A 13,934-nucleotide genomic window follows, 5' to 3' on the forward strand; every position below is an offset into this window, starting at 1 on the left:
GTTCATGTCACCTCCCAACCACGATGGACGCCCCGCGGACGCCTGCGATGCCGCTGCCGTGGCCCGAGGACCACGACCCCCACGGGAACAGACGGGAACAGACGGGAACAGACGGGAACAGAGAAGAAAGGGCCCGGCTCCCCGCCTCGAACCGACGCATCGGCCACCCTCGCATGCCGGCTCACGGCCCGCCGGACTCCGGCCAGCCGTCGGCGCTCCAGCGCATCTCGGCGACGCGAAGGGCGAACATGCCGTCCGCGTCGGCGTCGTACGAATGGTAGATATGATACCAGGACTCACCGGCCTGGAGCAAGCCGTTGCTGCCAGGCCCTCGCCACCTCGAGCTGCTGGTCAGCACGCGCGAGCCGCCGCCGCTCAGCATGCGATTCCCGAGCCTGTCCACGTAAGGACCGGCGAGCGCCCGGGACCGGCCGACCATGATCTTGTACGTGCTGCTCGCGCCGACGCAGCAGGTGTCGAACGAGGCGAACAGGTAATAATAATCGCCTCGCCGCACGACGAACGGCGCCTCGATCGCGGTGCTCGGCCGCGCGGCGATCGACGTGAGCGTCCCGTCGACGGGAGCGCCGGCGAGGTCGAGCTGCATGAGCTTGAGCCCCGACCAGAAGCTCCCGAACACGAGCCAGGGGGTGCCCCGCTCGTCGATCACGACGCTCGGGTCGATGGCGTTGTAATCGGTGCCCTCGCTGCATACGACGGCGCCGTGATCCAGCCAGCGGGTCTCCGGGGCGTCGAGCGACCCCCGGGTCGCGTGGCCGATGCAGGAGCGGTTCGTCCCGAAGAACGACGCCGCGTAATACAGATGATAGAGCCCGCCCCAGGTCGAGATGTCCGGGGCCCAGAGCGCGTCGACGTCGCCCACGGCGCTCGCGACCCAGTCGGGAGTGTCGCTGAACACGGAGCCGGCGGAGTCCCAGCGCACGAGATCGGTGGAGGTCCGGATCGCGATCCCGGGACCCGTGGAGAAGACGTAATAGCGATCCCCCGCCCGGATGATCGACGGGTCGTGCACTCCCTGGACGTCTCCGCTGAGGTCGAGCGCGACCGGACGCTCCGGCTCCACGGCGCCGCCGCCATCCCCTGCTCCGCCGGTGCCCGCGCCCGTGCTCGCTCCGCCCGAGCCGACTCCCACGCTCGCTCCGCCCGAGCCGACTCCCACGCTCGCTCCGCCCGAGCCGACTCCCACGCTCGCTCCCCCGGAGCCGACTCCCACGCTCGCTCCCCCGGAGCCTCCGCCATGGCCTGTTTCCCCGGCGCCCGCCCCGCCGGCGCCCGCCCCGCCGGCGCCCGTCCCTCCGGCGCTTGCGCCGGTGCTCGTTCCGCCGGCGCCCGCCCCTCCGGTGCCTGCGCCAGACTCCGCGCCTCCGGTGCCCGCCGCGGAGCCGGACGCCACGCTCGCCGCCGCCGGCCCGCCGGCGCCGCCCTGGGCTCCGGTGTCGCCGCAGGCCCCGCAGCCGCCCATCACGGCCAGGGCCAGCGCGGAGAGCGCTCCCGTACCCGACGTGGTGTCGACACGCGATCTCACATGCACTCGACCTTGAATCGCTTGATCCCCTCGGCGTCGATGGTGTAGGGCGGGTCGCAATTCGCGCTGGGCGCGCTGGCCGGCGCAGCGGGCGTGGGCTTGTCCGCCGTCGCCGCGGCGGCGCCACCAGGCGCGGCCGGCTCCTTTGCCGGCGGCTCGGGCTGCTTCGCCGACGGCCTGGCCTGCTTCGCGGCCCCCCTGGGCTGCTTCGCGGACCGGTCGGCCGGCTTTGCGGACGAATCGGCCAGCGGCTCGGGCAGCTCGGCCGGCTCGATGGTCGGCTCCGCCGACCCCGCCGACGGCTCGCCCGACGTCGCAGCCGCAGGCGCGGCGGCCGCCGCGACGACGCCGGAGCCCGACGGCGCCCCGGACGCGGGGACGACGGCGGGCGCGAGCGGCGCGAGCGACGGCTGCGGCGACGCCGACAACGAAGCGGCGTCCAGGGACGCAGGCGCGGAGCGCGGGGAACGGGTTGTGGCCGCCGCCAGGACGATGCCGCAGCCGATCCCCACCACGGCCGTGGCGAGGAGCGAGCGGGACGCCCGCTTCAGCCACGGGCGCGGCGCCGGCTCCTGCTCGCCCGTGAGCTTCGTGTCCGAGCCCGTCATCGTGCCGTAGCCGGCGCGCGCGAGCGATTGATCCAGCGGCGGCGGCGACAGGGTGTCGACCGGCATGGACGCCCGCGCCGTCGCGCCCCGGCGCACCATCTCACGGCCGATGATGCGCTTCGTCTCCGCGCGCACGTCCTCGAACTCGCGCGAGACGAACCTGCCGATGTCGCGGTTCGTCACGGGGGCCATACCCGCGACGAACGCCTCGAGATCGGCCTCGAGCTCCGCCGCGGTGGCATAGCGCTGCTCCGGCGCGACCGAGAGGGCCTTGAGGATGATGCGCTCGAGCTCCTCGGGCACGTCGGGCTTGACGTCGCGCGGCCTCGGGAGCTCCCCGTTCAGCACGCGATGCATGATGGCGATGTCGGTCATGCCCTTCCACATCCGCTCGCCCGTCGCGGCCTCCCAGAGCATCACCCCCACCGCGTACAGATCCGCGCGCCGATCGATGGGGCCCCCCTCGATCTGCTCGGCCGGCATGTACCCGATCTTGCCCTTGATCACCCCCGTCGCCGTCTCGACGCTCCCGCCGGTGAGCTTGGCGATGCCGAAATCGATGAGCTTGACCTGGCCATCGTAGGTCACGAAGACGTTGTGCGGCGAGACGTCGCGGTGCACCACGTTGAGCGGCTCGCCGTCGAAGCCGGTGAGCTCGTGGGCATAATGAAGGCCGCGGAGCGCGTCGATGATGACCCGGAGGTGCATCTCCAGCGGGAGCTTCGTGCGCGCCCGCGACCGGACGATCGAGAGCGACTGGCCCTCGAGGTACTCCATCACGATGGCGGCCCCCCGCGTCGTCTGGACGATCGCGCTCGTCTGCACGATGTTCGCGTGGTTCAAGCGCGCGGAGAACCGCGCCTCGTTGATGAACATCTCCCGCATCTCGAGGTTGTCCAGGAGGTCGGGCCTGAGAAACTTCAGGACGACGAGCTTGTCCACGCCCTCCGCGCCGCTCTGCACGGCGAGGAAGACCTGCGCAGTTCCCCCGCGCCCGAGCTCGAGCAAGAGGTGATGCCCCGGGTCGGGCGGTGTGCTGGACGGGCCCACGTTCACTGGGCGATGATGGCACGAAAAAAACGAGCGCGACCAGACGGTTTCAGGGGGATCCCGAGCCTTCTTCCGCAATGCACTGCATTGTGCCGCCTCCCGTGAGAAGACGCGGGTGCGATAGTGTCGCAGTGTTGTCGGGCCAAGCAGGCGCACCCCCGAGCTCCGGCGTCCGCGCGGCGCGCGGGACTGGGCGACGGGCCACGCATGCGATGCACGGCGGCCCGAGCCCTCAGAGGCGCGCCTCGAGGGAGAGAGAGACGGCGAGGAGCAGGCGGCCATAGGGGGTGGCGTCGGCGGCGGGGCTCGAGCTGCCGGCATTGCGCTCGGGGTACGGGATATCGATGCTGGGAAGCGCGGCGCCGGCGAGGCCGCCGAGGCGAACGCCCGCATGATCATGGATGAACCAGCGCGCGGCCGCCTCGAGGTGCGGGACGGCCGCCCACGAGGCGCCGGAGGGGCCGTCGAACACCGGCGACGGGACGTGCGTCTCGTAATGGAGGCGCAGCGCGGACGCGCCAGCCCCGAGCGTCGCGAGGCCGTGCCCGCTCGCGAAGGAGAGCGCGCCGCCCGCCGTGGCGCCGACGAGGGCGACGCCGTGCTCCATCCGCCCGCCGGGGACATCCCAGGAGGCGCCGCCGAGCGTGGTGGTCGCGCCCGCCGCGACGTACCAGCCGCGGAAGATCGCGGTTCCGCCGATCGAGAGCGCCGGCGTCGGGGGGACGTCGCCGAAGGCGAAGAGCAGCGTCGGGCCGACCGAGGCGACGAGGCGCGCGGGCGGGCTCGCGCCGTCGGCGCGCTGGGAAAGCGCGGGGGAGCGCGACGCGGGCGCGCGGACATCGGAGGGCGCGGGGGAGGCCGCCGCGGAGGGGGCCGGGCTGGCGGAGGGGCCGCTCGCGGGGCCGGCCTTCGACGGCCGGGGGTCCTGGATGCGGGCGGCGGCGCCGCCGGTCGAAGGAGGAGCGGCGGGGGCGTCGCGGTGCAGGAGGCGGGCGCGGAGCAGCTCGACGGCGGCCAGGGCGAGGACCTCGGGGCCGTCGCCGCGGCGCACGGAGACCTCGAGCTCGCCGCCGCCGTGCCGCGCGGCGAGGGCGATCGTCGCGCGCCGGCGGGCGACGACGACGCGCGCGTCGGGGCCCTCGCGCGCGTCGGCGCCCTCGCGCGCGTCGGCCTCCCCGGGGCCGCCGGGGGTGATGCGCACGCCGAGCGCGCGGAGCTCGTCGCGAACCCGCTGGAACGTCGCGTCCGCCGGGTCGCCGGAGAGGGCCACCGTGGCCCGCGCGGGCGCGCTGGCGCCGGCGAGGGCTCCCTCCGCGGCCGGCGGGGGCGCCGCGCGCGCGACGCCGAGGAGGGCCGGCAGCGCGCCGAGCACCGCCGCGAGGCGGAGGCCGGCGCCGGCGGCGGCGCGGGGCGCGGGGTGGAGCTCAGGGCGCATCCGCGATCGAGCGCGCGAGGGGCGCGTAGGCGCCGCGGGGGTACTCGGCGAGGTAGCGGAGCGCCGCGCGGCGAGCGGCCTCCCGATCGCGCCGCTGCTGGAGCTCGAGGCTGCGCCCGAGCGCCTGCTCGCGCAGGGCGCCGCCCGGCGCCTCGCGGAGGTAGGTGTCGAACCAGGACAGCGCGTCGCCGGGATCGCCGAGCTGATCGGCGGCGAGCTTGCCGAGGAGGAACGCCGCGTCGCCGCGCGCGCCGTGCCGCTGGCGCAGCGCGAGGAGCGCGGCGCGCGCGGCGTGCGGGCGGCCCGCGTAGCGGGCGGCGTCGGCGAGCAGCCGGAGCTCGTCGGGCGCGGCCCGCGCGAGCACGGCGTCGAGCCCCAGCCGCTCGACGGCCGCGAGCGCCTCCTGGTGGCGCCCCGCGCTCGCCAGCGCCTGCCAGCGCGGCGCGGTGTCCGCCGCGCCGGGCGCCGGCGCGCGCGCGTCGCGATCCCCGGGCGGCGCCGCGACCGCCGCGGGCGCGCCGGACGAGGGGGCCGCGGCGGCGCCGCTCGGCGCGGGCTCGCTCGGCGCGGTGAGGTCGAGCCGATCGCCGGCCGAGAGCCGCGCCGTCCCGAGCTCCGGGCCCGTCACCTCGACGCTCCCCTCGGCGAGCGCGAGCGTGAAGCGCCGCGCCTCGGGGGCCCAGCGCGCCTCGAAGCGCGTCCCGGTCACGCGCACCGCGTAAGGACCGGCGTGGACGACCCAGCGCGTGTCGCTCCGGTGGACGACGTGGAAGTCCGCGCCGCCCCGCTCGACGCGCAGCTCCGCCCCGCGCGCGTCGGTCGCGAGGACCTCCAGCGCGGACGCCGCGTCGAGCCGCACGGAGGTCCCCTCGGCGAAGGTGAAGGCGAGGGGCGCGTCGCGCGCCTCGACCCGCGCGCCCGCGCCCGGCGCAGACGCGGGCGCGGTGGCCGCGACGGGGCCGCCCTCGGGCGCCCAGGCCGTGCGGAAGAGCGCGGCGCCGCCCGCCGCGAGCAGCAGCGCGGCGGCTGCGGCGGCCCAGACGGCGGGGCGCGCCCGGCGCGGCCGGGCCTCGGCCTCGGCGGCGAAGAGCCGCGCGCGCGCCGCGGCGAGCGTCTCGCCCGGCCTGGCGCGCTGGTCGGAGGTGCGGGCCACCTCGGACCCGAGGGTCTCGATGCGTCGTGTCACGGGTTCCATCGGGTGCCCTCCTCGATCCAGGTCGCGAGCACGGGGTCTCGCTGGGCGGCGCTCACGAAGCGCGCCTCGGCCCGGGCGATCCGCCGCTTGATCGTCGCCAGCGACACGCCGCAGGCGGCCGCCGCCTCGGTGAGCTCCATGCCCTCGATGTAGCGCAGCGCGAAGGCGACGCGCTCGTCGAGCGGGAACGACTCGAGCAGCCGGTAGGTCCGATCGTGGGCCTCCCGGAGCTCCGCGTCGGCGCCGCGCGCCGGGGGCTCGGGGAGGTCCTCGGGCGAGAAGAAGCGCAGCCAGCTCCGGGCCTTGTGGTGGCGGATGCTCTTGCACGCGGTGTGGACCGCGACCGACCTCATCCACGACGTCAGCGCCGCCGCGTCGCTCAGCTGGTGGACGCTCGCGTAGGCGGACACGAAGGCGTCGTGGACGACGTCCGCGAAGGTCGTGTGCCGCTCGGTCCCGAGGACGCGGCGCGCGATGCGCTCGACGAGGGCGCCGTAGCGCTCGAAGAGGACCGCCTTGGCCCAGGGGTCGCCGCGCTGGAGGCGGCGGAGCAGCTCGGCGTCGTCGCGCTCCACCGGCAGCGCGACGAGCTGCCCGCCGCCCGGCGCGGGGCCGGCGCGGCTCGCGGTGTGCGGGAGCGGCGAGCGTGAGCCGCTAGCCATGGCGGCCTCCGCGACGGGAGGCGGCGAGGTCGCCGAGCCGAGGCTCGGCGCTGCGGGACGGGGCGGCTTCGATGCGGTCGGGCACAGCGCTGCACCAAAGGACCGGCAGGGGCCCGAGACGGCTCACGATCGTTTTCGTGCGCTCCGGTGAGCCGTCCGGAGGCGGAGGCGGCCCCTTGGGGGCGACCGGGACGCGATGTCCCCCTTCCTTGCCATGCGCCTCTCCGCCTTCGCTTCTTGCTTCATCGTCGCCGCCGCGCTCGTGGGCGCGGGCGCCGCCGGCGCCGCGCCGCGCCCGCTCCCCGGCGACTGGCGGTATGTCGCCGAGGCGCAGGAGCGGCTCGCCATCGCCGATTACGCGGCGGCGGAGGCCCTCCTCGCGCAGGTCCCCGCGCAGAGCGAGGCGGCGCGCGACGCCGGCACCCTGCGCGCCCAGCTCGACGCGGCGCTCGCCACGCGTCTCGAGCTCGAGACGCGCGCCTTCTTCGACACGCAGCCGCTCGCTCGCCTGTCGCAGAGCGCCGGGGCGTCGTTCTGGCCGGCGGCGAGCCTCCAGCTGCGGCTCCGCGCGATCGGCCTCTGGTACCCGCGCGCCCCGCGCGAGACGGCGGAGCTCGGCGGCAGCGCGACGCCGGCCCACGCGGTGGGCGGGCTCGTGGGGCTCCTCTTCCGCCCGGCCCGGGCCGACCTCGACGTCATCGCGACGGGCCTCGGGCGGATCTGGGCGGACGGCAGCGCGCAGCTGTCGGGGAGCGCCGAGATCGAGGGCCGGTGGCTCTCGCCTTTGCGGCTCCGCGCCTCGGCGCGCCGCGACGAGCTCCTCGACACCCACGCGGCGATCCGCGAGCACGTCTCCGTCACCGCGGCGGGCGGCGCGCTCGCCGTCGACGACTGGAACGGCTGGAGCGGAGAGCTCCGCGGCGAGGGGCGCTGGTACTCCGACAGCAACCGCGGCCTCACGGCCTACGGCTGGGCCGTGGCGCCGCTGCTGCGCGGCGCGCTGAGCCTGAAGGCCGGGTGGGGGGCGGCCTGGGCCGACACCTCGCGCTCGCGCTGGTCGCTCGCGGCGCAGGCCTACGCGCCCTACTTCACCCCCCTCGGCGCGCGCCGCCACGGGCCCATCGTCGTCGCGGCGCTCTCGCTCGGCAAGCTCCGCGTCGACGCGAGCGGCGACGTCGCCGTGCAGGGGAGCGAGCTCGACCCGACCGCGCTCGCCTGGGGCGTCACCTCGCGCGTCGACGGCGCCTACGTCGACCTCCGCGCGGGGGCCTCGATCGACCTCGGGGGCGCCCGCGTGGGCGTCACCTACCACCACAACCACCAACTCTATTACCGGTTCCATGACGCGGCGTTTCGTCTCGAGCTCCCGCTTTGATCCGGAGCTCTTCCGGTGGTCGTCGGCCGCGCCCGTGCGGCTCGTCGATCGCATGATCGTCTGGGCGATCGCGGCCTTCGGGCTCGCGGGGGTCGCCGGCTTCGCGAGCTTCTGGTTCCAGGAGCGCCGCGTCGCCCACCTCCCGGCCTTCGTCGCGCTGTCGATCGCGGTCTGGTACGGCATCGGCCGCATCGTCCTCGCCTGGATCGGCTACCTCGCGCTGGACCGCGTCGAGCACCGCCCGGCGCCCGAAGGGCTCTCCGTCGCGGTCTTCACCACGGCCGCGCCGGGCGAGCCCATCGCGATGTTCGAGGCGACCCTCGCGGCGCTCGCCCGCGTCCGCTACCCGCACCGCACGTACCTCCTCGACGGCACGGGCGACCCGCGCTTCCGCGCGCTCGCCGCGCGGCACGGCGCGGTGTGGCTCGACTCGAGCGGCGTCCCGGGCGCCAAGGCCGGCAAGATCAACGCGGCCCTCGCGCGGACCACCGAGGACTTCGTCCTGGTCCTCGACCCGGACCACCTGCCGTTCCCGGAGCTCTTCGACCGCGTCCTCGGGCACTTCGACGACCCGCGCGTGGGCTTCGTGCAGGTCTCGCAGGGCTACTACAACCAGGCCGACTCCCCGATCGCCCGCGGCGCGGCCGAGCAGACCTACGGGTTCTACGGGCCGATGCAGCTCGGGCTCCACGGGCTCGGCTGCGCGGTCGCCATCGGCGCCAACTGCACCTTCCGCCGCGCCGCGCTCGCGTCCATCCGCGGGCACGCCGTGGGGCTCGCGGAGGACCTCATGACCTCCATCCGGCTCCACGCGGCGGGGTGGCGCTCGGTCTACGTCCCGGAGATCGTCAGCCGCGGGCTCGTGCCCGACGATCTCGGCGGGTACTTCGCGCAGCAGCTCAAGTGGGCGACCGGCGCGGTCGACGCGCTCTTCGCCGAGGTCGTGCCGCGCTTCTGGCAGCTGAGCGCGCGCCAGCGGCTCTCCTACGTGGCCATCGGCACGTACTACCTCACGGGCCCCGCCACGCTGACGTACCTCGTCCTGCCGCTCGCCGCGCTCTGGGGCGATTTTCGGCCCATGCACGCGGATCCGGCGGGGTTCGTCGCCGCGGGCGCCCCCGTCCTCGCGGCGGCGGTCGCGCTCCACGTCTACGGGCAGCGGTGGTTCTGCGACCGCGCCACGGAGGGCGGCCTCCACTGGCGCGCCCTCCTCCTCAAGCTCGCCGCCTTTCCCATCTACACGCTCGGGGTGGTCCTGGCGGTCGCGAAGCGCCTCGTCCGCTACGTGCCCACGCCCAAGCGCGGGCTCGGCGGCCGGCTCCTGCCGCTCGCGTGGCCGCACCTCCTCGTCGTCGCCTCGTTCCTCGTCACGATCGGCGCGAGCCTCTGGCTCCGCACCTCCGCGCACGGGCTCGCCGAGCGCTGGAGCGACGCGGAGGCCTACTGGGCGATGGTCCTCTTCGGCGCGCTCGGGGCCGCGTCGATGAGCGGGGCGATCGCCTGGGCCGCGCGCCCGCCGCCCCGCGCGCCGGGCGTCGATCCCTGGGAGCGCCTCCCCGCGCTCGACGCCGCGACCGCCACGACCGCCACGACCCCCCTCGGAGGATCACGATGAAGCGCTCCCACCGCGTCGCCTTGACAGCTGCCGCCACGACCGGAGCCGCCCTCGCGGTGCTCTTCTCGACCTACGGGCGGGCGCCCGCCGAGACCTGGCTCTCGTCGGCCTTCGGCACGGCGAGCGCGGCCGTGGCCACGGCGGATCTCTCCTGGACCGCCGGCCCCGAGCGCGACGCGCGGCTCGCCCGCCTGTCCACGGAGCTCGCGTCGCGGAGGCTGGACGACCTCCGCGCCCCGGCGCGCCTCCTCTACGGCGCGCACGACGGAGGGCTGCCGCGCGACGTCAGCGGGTACCTCGCGCTCGAGGAGGCGGTGGGCCAGACGCTCCTCCTCACGCAGGTCTACGCGGCCTGGGGCGACGGCGCGGACCAGGCTTTCCCGAGCCGGGCGGCGCGGGCCATGTGGGCCGTGGGCTCCGTGCCGGTGATCACGTGGGAGCCCTGGCTCAGCGCGTTCCAGCGCCTGGACGCGTCGCTCCGCCCGGCGGCGACGCGGGACCAGGGCGGCCTCACCGACATCGCCGACGGCAAGTACGACGTCTACGTCGACCGCTGGGCGCAAGCGGCGGCGGAGTACGGGCACCCGATCCTCCTCCGCTTCGCGCACGAGATGAACGACGGCTACCGCTACCCGTGGGGGCCGGCGAACAACCCGGACCCGCGGGAGTTCATCCGCGCGTGGCGGCACGTCGTCGGACGCTTCCGCGCCGCGGGGGCGGCGAACGTCCTCTGGGTGTGGGCGCCGAGCGTCTCGTACGAGAACTACTGGGAGTATTACCCGGGCAACGAGTGGACCGACTGGGTCGCGACGGGCGTCCTCAATTACGGGACCGCCGTCCGCTGGTCCAAGTGGACCTCGTTCCAGGAGCTCTTCGCGCGCCACTACGAGCGCCTCGCGCCGCTCGGCAAGCCGATGATGATCGCCGAGCTCGGCACGCTCGCCGCCGGCGGGGATCGCGCCCGCTGGTACGAGGAGGCGCTGACGGGCTTCGCCGAGCGCCACCCCGCGGTGAAGGCGCTCTTGTTCTTCCACGTCGCGAGCGACGCGACCGTGACCCACGAGCCGCTCTCGTGGGCCTTTGCCGACGACCCCGCGGTCGCCGGCGCCGTGCGCCGCGCGCTCGCGGCGCAGACCCGCCACGCACAGGAGGTTCAGCGATGAAGACCGTATTGCTCGCCGGCGGCCTCGGCACCCGGCTCAGCGAAGAGACCGCCGACAGGCCGAAGCCGATGGTCGAGATCGGGGGCCAGCCCATCCTCTGGCACATCATGCAGATGTACGCCGCCCACGGCTTCGACGACTTCGTCGTGGCCTGCGGCTACAAGGGCGACGTCATCAAGGACTGGTTCGCGGGGCTCCGGACGCGCCGCGCGGACTTCACGGTGGACCTCCGGAGCGGCGAGGTCGACGCGCTCGGCGTCCACTGCCCGAGCTGGCGGGTGACGCTCATCGACACGGGGCTCCACACCCAGACGGGCGGGCGCATCCGCCGGCTGGACCGCGTGCTCGGGCGGGAGCCGTTCATGGTCACCTACGGCGACGGGGTCGGGGACATCGACATCGCGAAGCTCGTCGCCTTCCACCGGTCCCACGGCAAGCTCGCGACGATCACCGCGGTCCGCCCGCCGGCGCGGTTCGGCGTCCTCGAGCTCCGGGGCAGCGAGGTCGCGGCGTTCGCCGAGAAGCCGCAGGCCGAGGCGGGGTGGATCAACGGGGGCTTCTTCGTCTTCGAGCCCGGCGCGCTCGAGTACCTCGAGTGCGACGACGCGACGCCCCTCGAGCGCGAGCCGCTCGAGCGGCTCGCCGCCCATGGGCAGCTCATGGCCTACCAGCACGAGGGCTTCTGGCAGCCGATGGATACCCTGCGCGACAAGCGCCTCCTCGAGCGGCTCTGGGACGAGGGCCGCGCGCCCTGGAGGACCTGGTCATGAGCGAGCACCTCGACTTCTACGCGGGCCGCCGCGTGTTCGTCACCGGGCACACGGGGTTCAAGGGCTCCTGGCTCACCGCATGGCTGCGCCTGCTCGGCGCGCACGTCACCGGCTACGCGCTCCCGCCGGAGGGCGCGCCGAGCCTCTTCGCCGACGCGCGGATCGGCGACGGGGTCACCTCGATCCTCGGCGACATCTGCGACGAGGGGCACCTCACGCGGGCGATGGCCGAGGCCCGGCCGGAGATCGTGCTGCACCTCGCGGCGCAGGCGCTCGTCCGGCGATCGTACGCGCGGCCGCTGGAGACCTTCGCGACGAACGTCCTCGGGACGGCGCGCGTGCTCGAGGCGGCGCGGCGCCTGCCGTCGGTGCGGGTCGTCGTCGTGGTGACGACGGACAAGTGCTACGAGAACCACGAGTGGGTCTGGGGCTACCGCGAGACCGACGCCCTCGGCGGCCACGACACGTACAGCGCGAGCAAGGCCTGCGCGGAGCTCGTCGCCTCGGCCTACCGGCGGTCGTTCTACGGGCGCGAGGTGGCGCTCGCGACCGCGCGCGCCGGGAACGTCATCGGCGGCGGAGACTGGGCCGAGGACCGCATCGTGCCGGACATCGTCCGGAGCGTCGCCGCAGGCGAGCCCGCGCGCATCCGGCACCCGCGCGCCGTGCGCCCCTGGCAGCACGTCCTCGATCCGCTCTCGGGGTACCTCCTCCTCGCGCGCCGGCTCTGGGACGACCCGGCGGGGTACAGCGGCGCCTGGAACTTCGGCCCGGACGACGCCGAGCCGACGACGGTGCACCGGCTGGCGGAGGCCATCGTCCGCGCGCTCGGGCGGGGCTCGCTCGATCTGGCGGAGCCCTCGGACGGCGAGCGGCTCCACGAGGCGGGCGCGCTGCGGCTCGACTGCAGCAAGGCGCGGTCCCGGCTCGGCTGGCGTCCGCTCCTCGACACGGATCGCGCCATCCAGCTCACGAGCGCGTGGTACGCGCGCTACCTGGAGGATCGCGGGCGCGCGCGCTCCCTCGTCGAGGAGCAGCTCCGCTTCGCCACGGGGCTCGCGTGAGGCTCGGCAAGGCGGTGGTCACGGGCGCGACCGGCTTCATCGGCTCCGCGCTCGTCCGGCGGCTCCTCGCGGGCGGGTGCGAGGTCGTCGCGGCGGCGCCCGCGCGGCCTTCGGGGTGGGCGCGCCTCTCGCGCCCCGCGCCGGGCCAGCGTCTCCGGCAGCTCCCGCTCGAGCGCCTGACGCGGGACGCGCTCCTCGATGCGGTCGGCGACGCGCCGCCGGATGCGGTCTTCCACCTGGCGTCGGCCGGGGTGAACCCGAGGGAGCGCGCGCCGGACGCGCTCCTCGAGGGCAACGTCGGGGCGCTCGTCGCGACGCTGGAGGCCGCCGCCCGCTGGGGCGGGGCGCGCGTCGTCTTCACGGGCTCGTGCTCGGAGTACAGCGCGGTCGTCGAGGGGCAGCTTGTCGGCGAGGCCGCGGCGCGCGCGCCCGCCGACCTCTACGGCGCCGCCAAGGCCGCCGCTCACGACTACGGGCGCGCCGTGGCGCGGGCGCTCTCGGTGCCGCTCGTGACGCTCCGCCTCTTCAACGTTTACGGCCCTGGCGAGGCGCCCCATCGCCTGATCCCGTACCTCGCGGCCCGGCTCCGCGCGGGGGAGCGCGTCGACCTCACCCCCGGCACGCAGCTCCGCGATCTCACCTTCGTGGACGACGTCGTGGAGGCGCTGCTGCTCGGCGCGACGACGGCGGGGCTCGAGCTCGGCGCGGCCTACAACGTCTGCTCGGGGCGCCCGACGAGCGTGCGCGAGGTCTGCCTCGAGGTCGCGCGGCAGCTCGGCGCGCCGGAGTCCCTCCTCGACTTCGGCGCCCGTCCGCCGCGCGCCGACGAGCTCCCGTGTCTCGTCGGCGATCCCGGCCGCTTTTGCGCCGCGACGAGCTGGCGACCGCGCACGCCGCTCTCCTCCGGCGTCGCCGCCGCGCTCGCCGCCTCGTGAGGCGCGGCGGCCGCGGCCAACGGCGGTTGCCGCGGAGGCGATCTCAGCGACCGCGGGAGAGCACCGCGGCGAGCACCGGGTAACGGCCTCTTCCGCCGAACAGCGTCCAGGCGCCGATGGAGGTTCTGTCGTCGAACGAGCACATCGCCACCGACACGCTGGGGGAACCGACGCTGGACCACGTCTCCACGCTCCCGCCAGAGGCAGCACATCGCTGCTCAGCCCAGGTGGCATAAGCCCCCGGGAGCGGCGCGGCCGTGGACTTCACGAATTCACGCAGGGCCTTCCCCCCCTCGCGCGCTCGCACGGCGTCATAGAGCGTCCACTCCTCGACGATGGAACCGTCGGAGAAACGACAGATGCCGACGTCTCCACCAGGCTCGCGGACGATGATCAATCGCCCGCCGACCTCCTCGCAGAAGACCGACGCCGGGTTCGGTATGGCCAGGGACGGTCCGGCTCCGGTCATGCCGGCGACCAGGACCATCAACCCCAACCCAGGAGCGATCGGAAATT

Annotated in this window: 12 protein-coding genes; 6 read left to right on the forward strand and 6 right to left on the reverse strand. The window is 75.3% G+C overall.

All coding sequences use genetic code 11. The features are described 5' to 3' along the window. Positions 1–181: 181 nt before the first annotated feature. The 5 genes from WMF26_RS29115 to WMF26_RS29135 all read right to left on the reverse strand — a co-directional run bounded on the left by WMF26_RS29115 (position 182) and on the right by WMF26_RS29135 (position 6,496). Complete coding sequence (locus WMF26_RS29115; protein ID WP_437995337.1) at positions 182–1,153, reverse strand: arabinan endo-1,5-alpha-L-arabinosidase; 972 nt, start codon at positions 1,151–1,153, stop codon at positions 182–184. A 389-nt stretch (positions 1,154–1,542) separates the two neighbouring features. Next, complete coding sequence (locus tag WMF26_RS29120) at positions 1,543–3,210, reverse strand: serine/threonine protein kinase (RefSeq protein WP_437995338.1); 1,668 nt, start codon at positions 3,208–3,210, stop codon at positions 1,543–1,545. 226 nt (positions 3,211–3,436) lie between these two features. After that, positions 3,437–4,639 (reverse strand): hypothetical protein, encoded by a 1,203-nt coding sequence (locus WMF26_RS29125; RefSeq protein WP_437995339.1) that lies wholly within the window; start codon positions 4,637–4,639, stop codon positions 3,437–3,439. Then, positions 4,629–5,834 carry a FecR domain-containing protein gene (locus WMF26_RS29130; RefSeq protein ID WP_437995340.1) on the reverse strand — a complete coding sequence of 402 codons (1,206 nt, stop codon included), beginning with the start codon at positions 5,832–5,834 and terminating at the stop codon, positions 4,629–4,631. The genes WMF26_RS29125 and WMF26_RS29130 overlap by 11 nt, the downstream gene beginning before the upstream one ends. Continuing rightward, positions 5,822–6,496, reverse strand: a complete 675-nt coding sequence (locus tag WMF26_RS29135; protein WP_437949426.1) for an RNA polymerase sigma factor — start codon at positions 6,494–6,496, stop codon at positions 5,822–5,824. Before WMF26_RS29135 ends, WMF26_RS29130 begins: the two co-directional genes overlap by 13 nt. A gap of 196 nt (positions 6,497–6,692) precedes the next feature. On the opposite strand from WMF26_RS29135, the gene WMF26_RS29140 reads away from it, so the two are divergent. Genes WMF26_RS29140 through WMF26_RS29165 form a run of 6 tightly spaced genes read left to right on the forward strand, consistent with a single transcriptional unit; the run spans position 6,693 to position 13,418 of the window. Beyond that, positions 6,693–7,871 carry a hypothetical protein gene (locus tag WMF26_RS29140; protein ID WP_437995341.1) on the forward strand — a complete coding sequence of 393 codons (1,179 nt, stop codon included), beginning with the start codon at positions 6,693–6,695 and terminating at the stop codon, positions 7,869–7,871. After that, the gene (locus WMF26_RS29145; RefSeq protein ID WP_437995342.1) at positions 7,837–9,486 is read left to right on the forward strand and encodes a glycosyltransferase family 2 protein; all 1,650 of its coding nucleotides are present in this window, start codon (positions 7,837–7,839) and stop codon (positions 9,484–9,486) included. The genes WMF26_RS29140 and WMF26_RS29145 overlap by 35 nt, the downstream gene beginning before the upstream one ends. Next, positions 9,483–10,649, forward strand: coding sequence for a glycoside hydrolase family 26 protein (locus WMF26_RS29150; protein WP_437995343.1), 1,167 nt, complete (start codon positions 9,483–9,485; stop codon positions 10,647–10,649). Before WMF26_RS29145 ends, WMF26_RS29150 begins: the two co-directional genes overlap by 4 nt. Continuing rightward, positions 10,646–11,419, forward strand: coding sequence for a glucose-1-phosphate cytidylyltransferase (rfbF, locus tag WMF26_RS29155; protein WP_020737752.1), 774 nt, complete (start codon positions 10,646–10,648; stop codon positions 11,417–11,419). Before WMF26_RS29150 ends, rfbF begins: the two co-directional genes overlap by 4 nt. Beyond that, the gene (gene rfbG, locus WMF26_RS29160) at positions 11,416–12,483 is read left to right on the forward strand and encodes a CDP-glucose 4,6-dehydratase (RefSeq protein ID WP_437995344.1); all 1,068 of its coding nucleotides are present in this window, start codon (positions 11,416–11,418) and stop codon (positions 12,481–12,483) included. Before rfbF ends, rfbG begins: the two co-directional genes overlap by 4 nt. Then, positions 12,480–13,418 carry an NAD-dependent epimerase/dehydratase family protein gene (locus WMF26_RS29165; protein WP_437995345.1) on the forward strand — a complete coding sequence of 313 codons (939 nt, stop codon included), beginning with the start codon at positions 12,480–12,482 and terminating at the stop codon, positions 13,416–13,418. Before rfbG ends, WMF26_RS29165 begins: the two co-directional genes overlap by 4 nt. A 43-nt stretch (positions 13,419–13,461) precedes the next feature. Here the strand turns inward: WMF26_RS29165 and WMF26_RS29170 are convergent, their stop codons facing one another. Next, positions 13,462–13,905, reverse strand: a complete 444-nt coding sequence (locus WMF26_RS29170) for a DUF333 domain-containing protein (protein WP_437995346.1) — start codon at positions 13,903–13,905, stop codon at positions 13,462–13,464. Between the last annotated feature and the right edge of the window lie 29 nt (positions 13,906–13,934).

Source organism: Sorangium sp. So ce185 (assembly GCF_051526825.1).
Lineage (GTDB): Bacteria > Myxococcota_A > Polyangia > Polyangiales > Polyangiaceae > Sorangium > Sorangium cellulosum_D.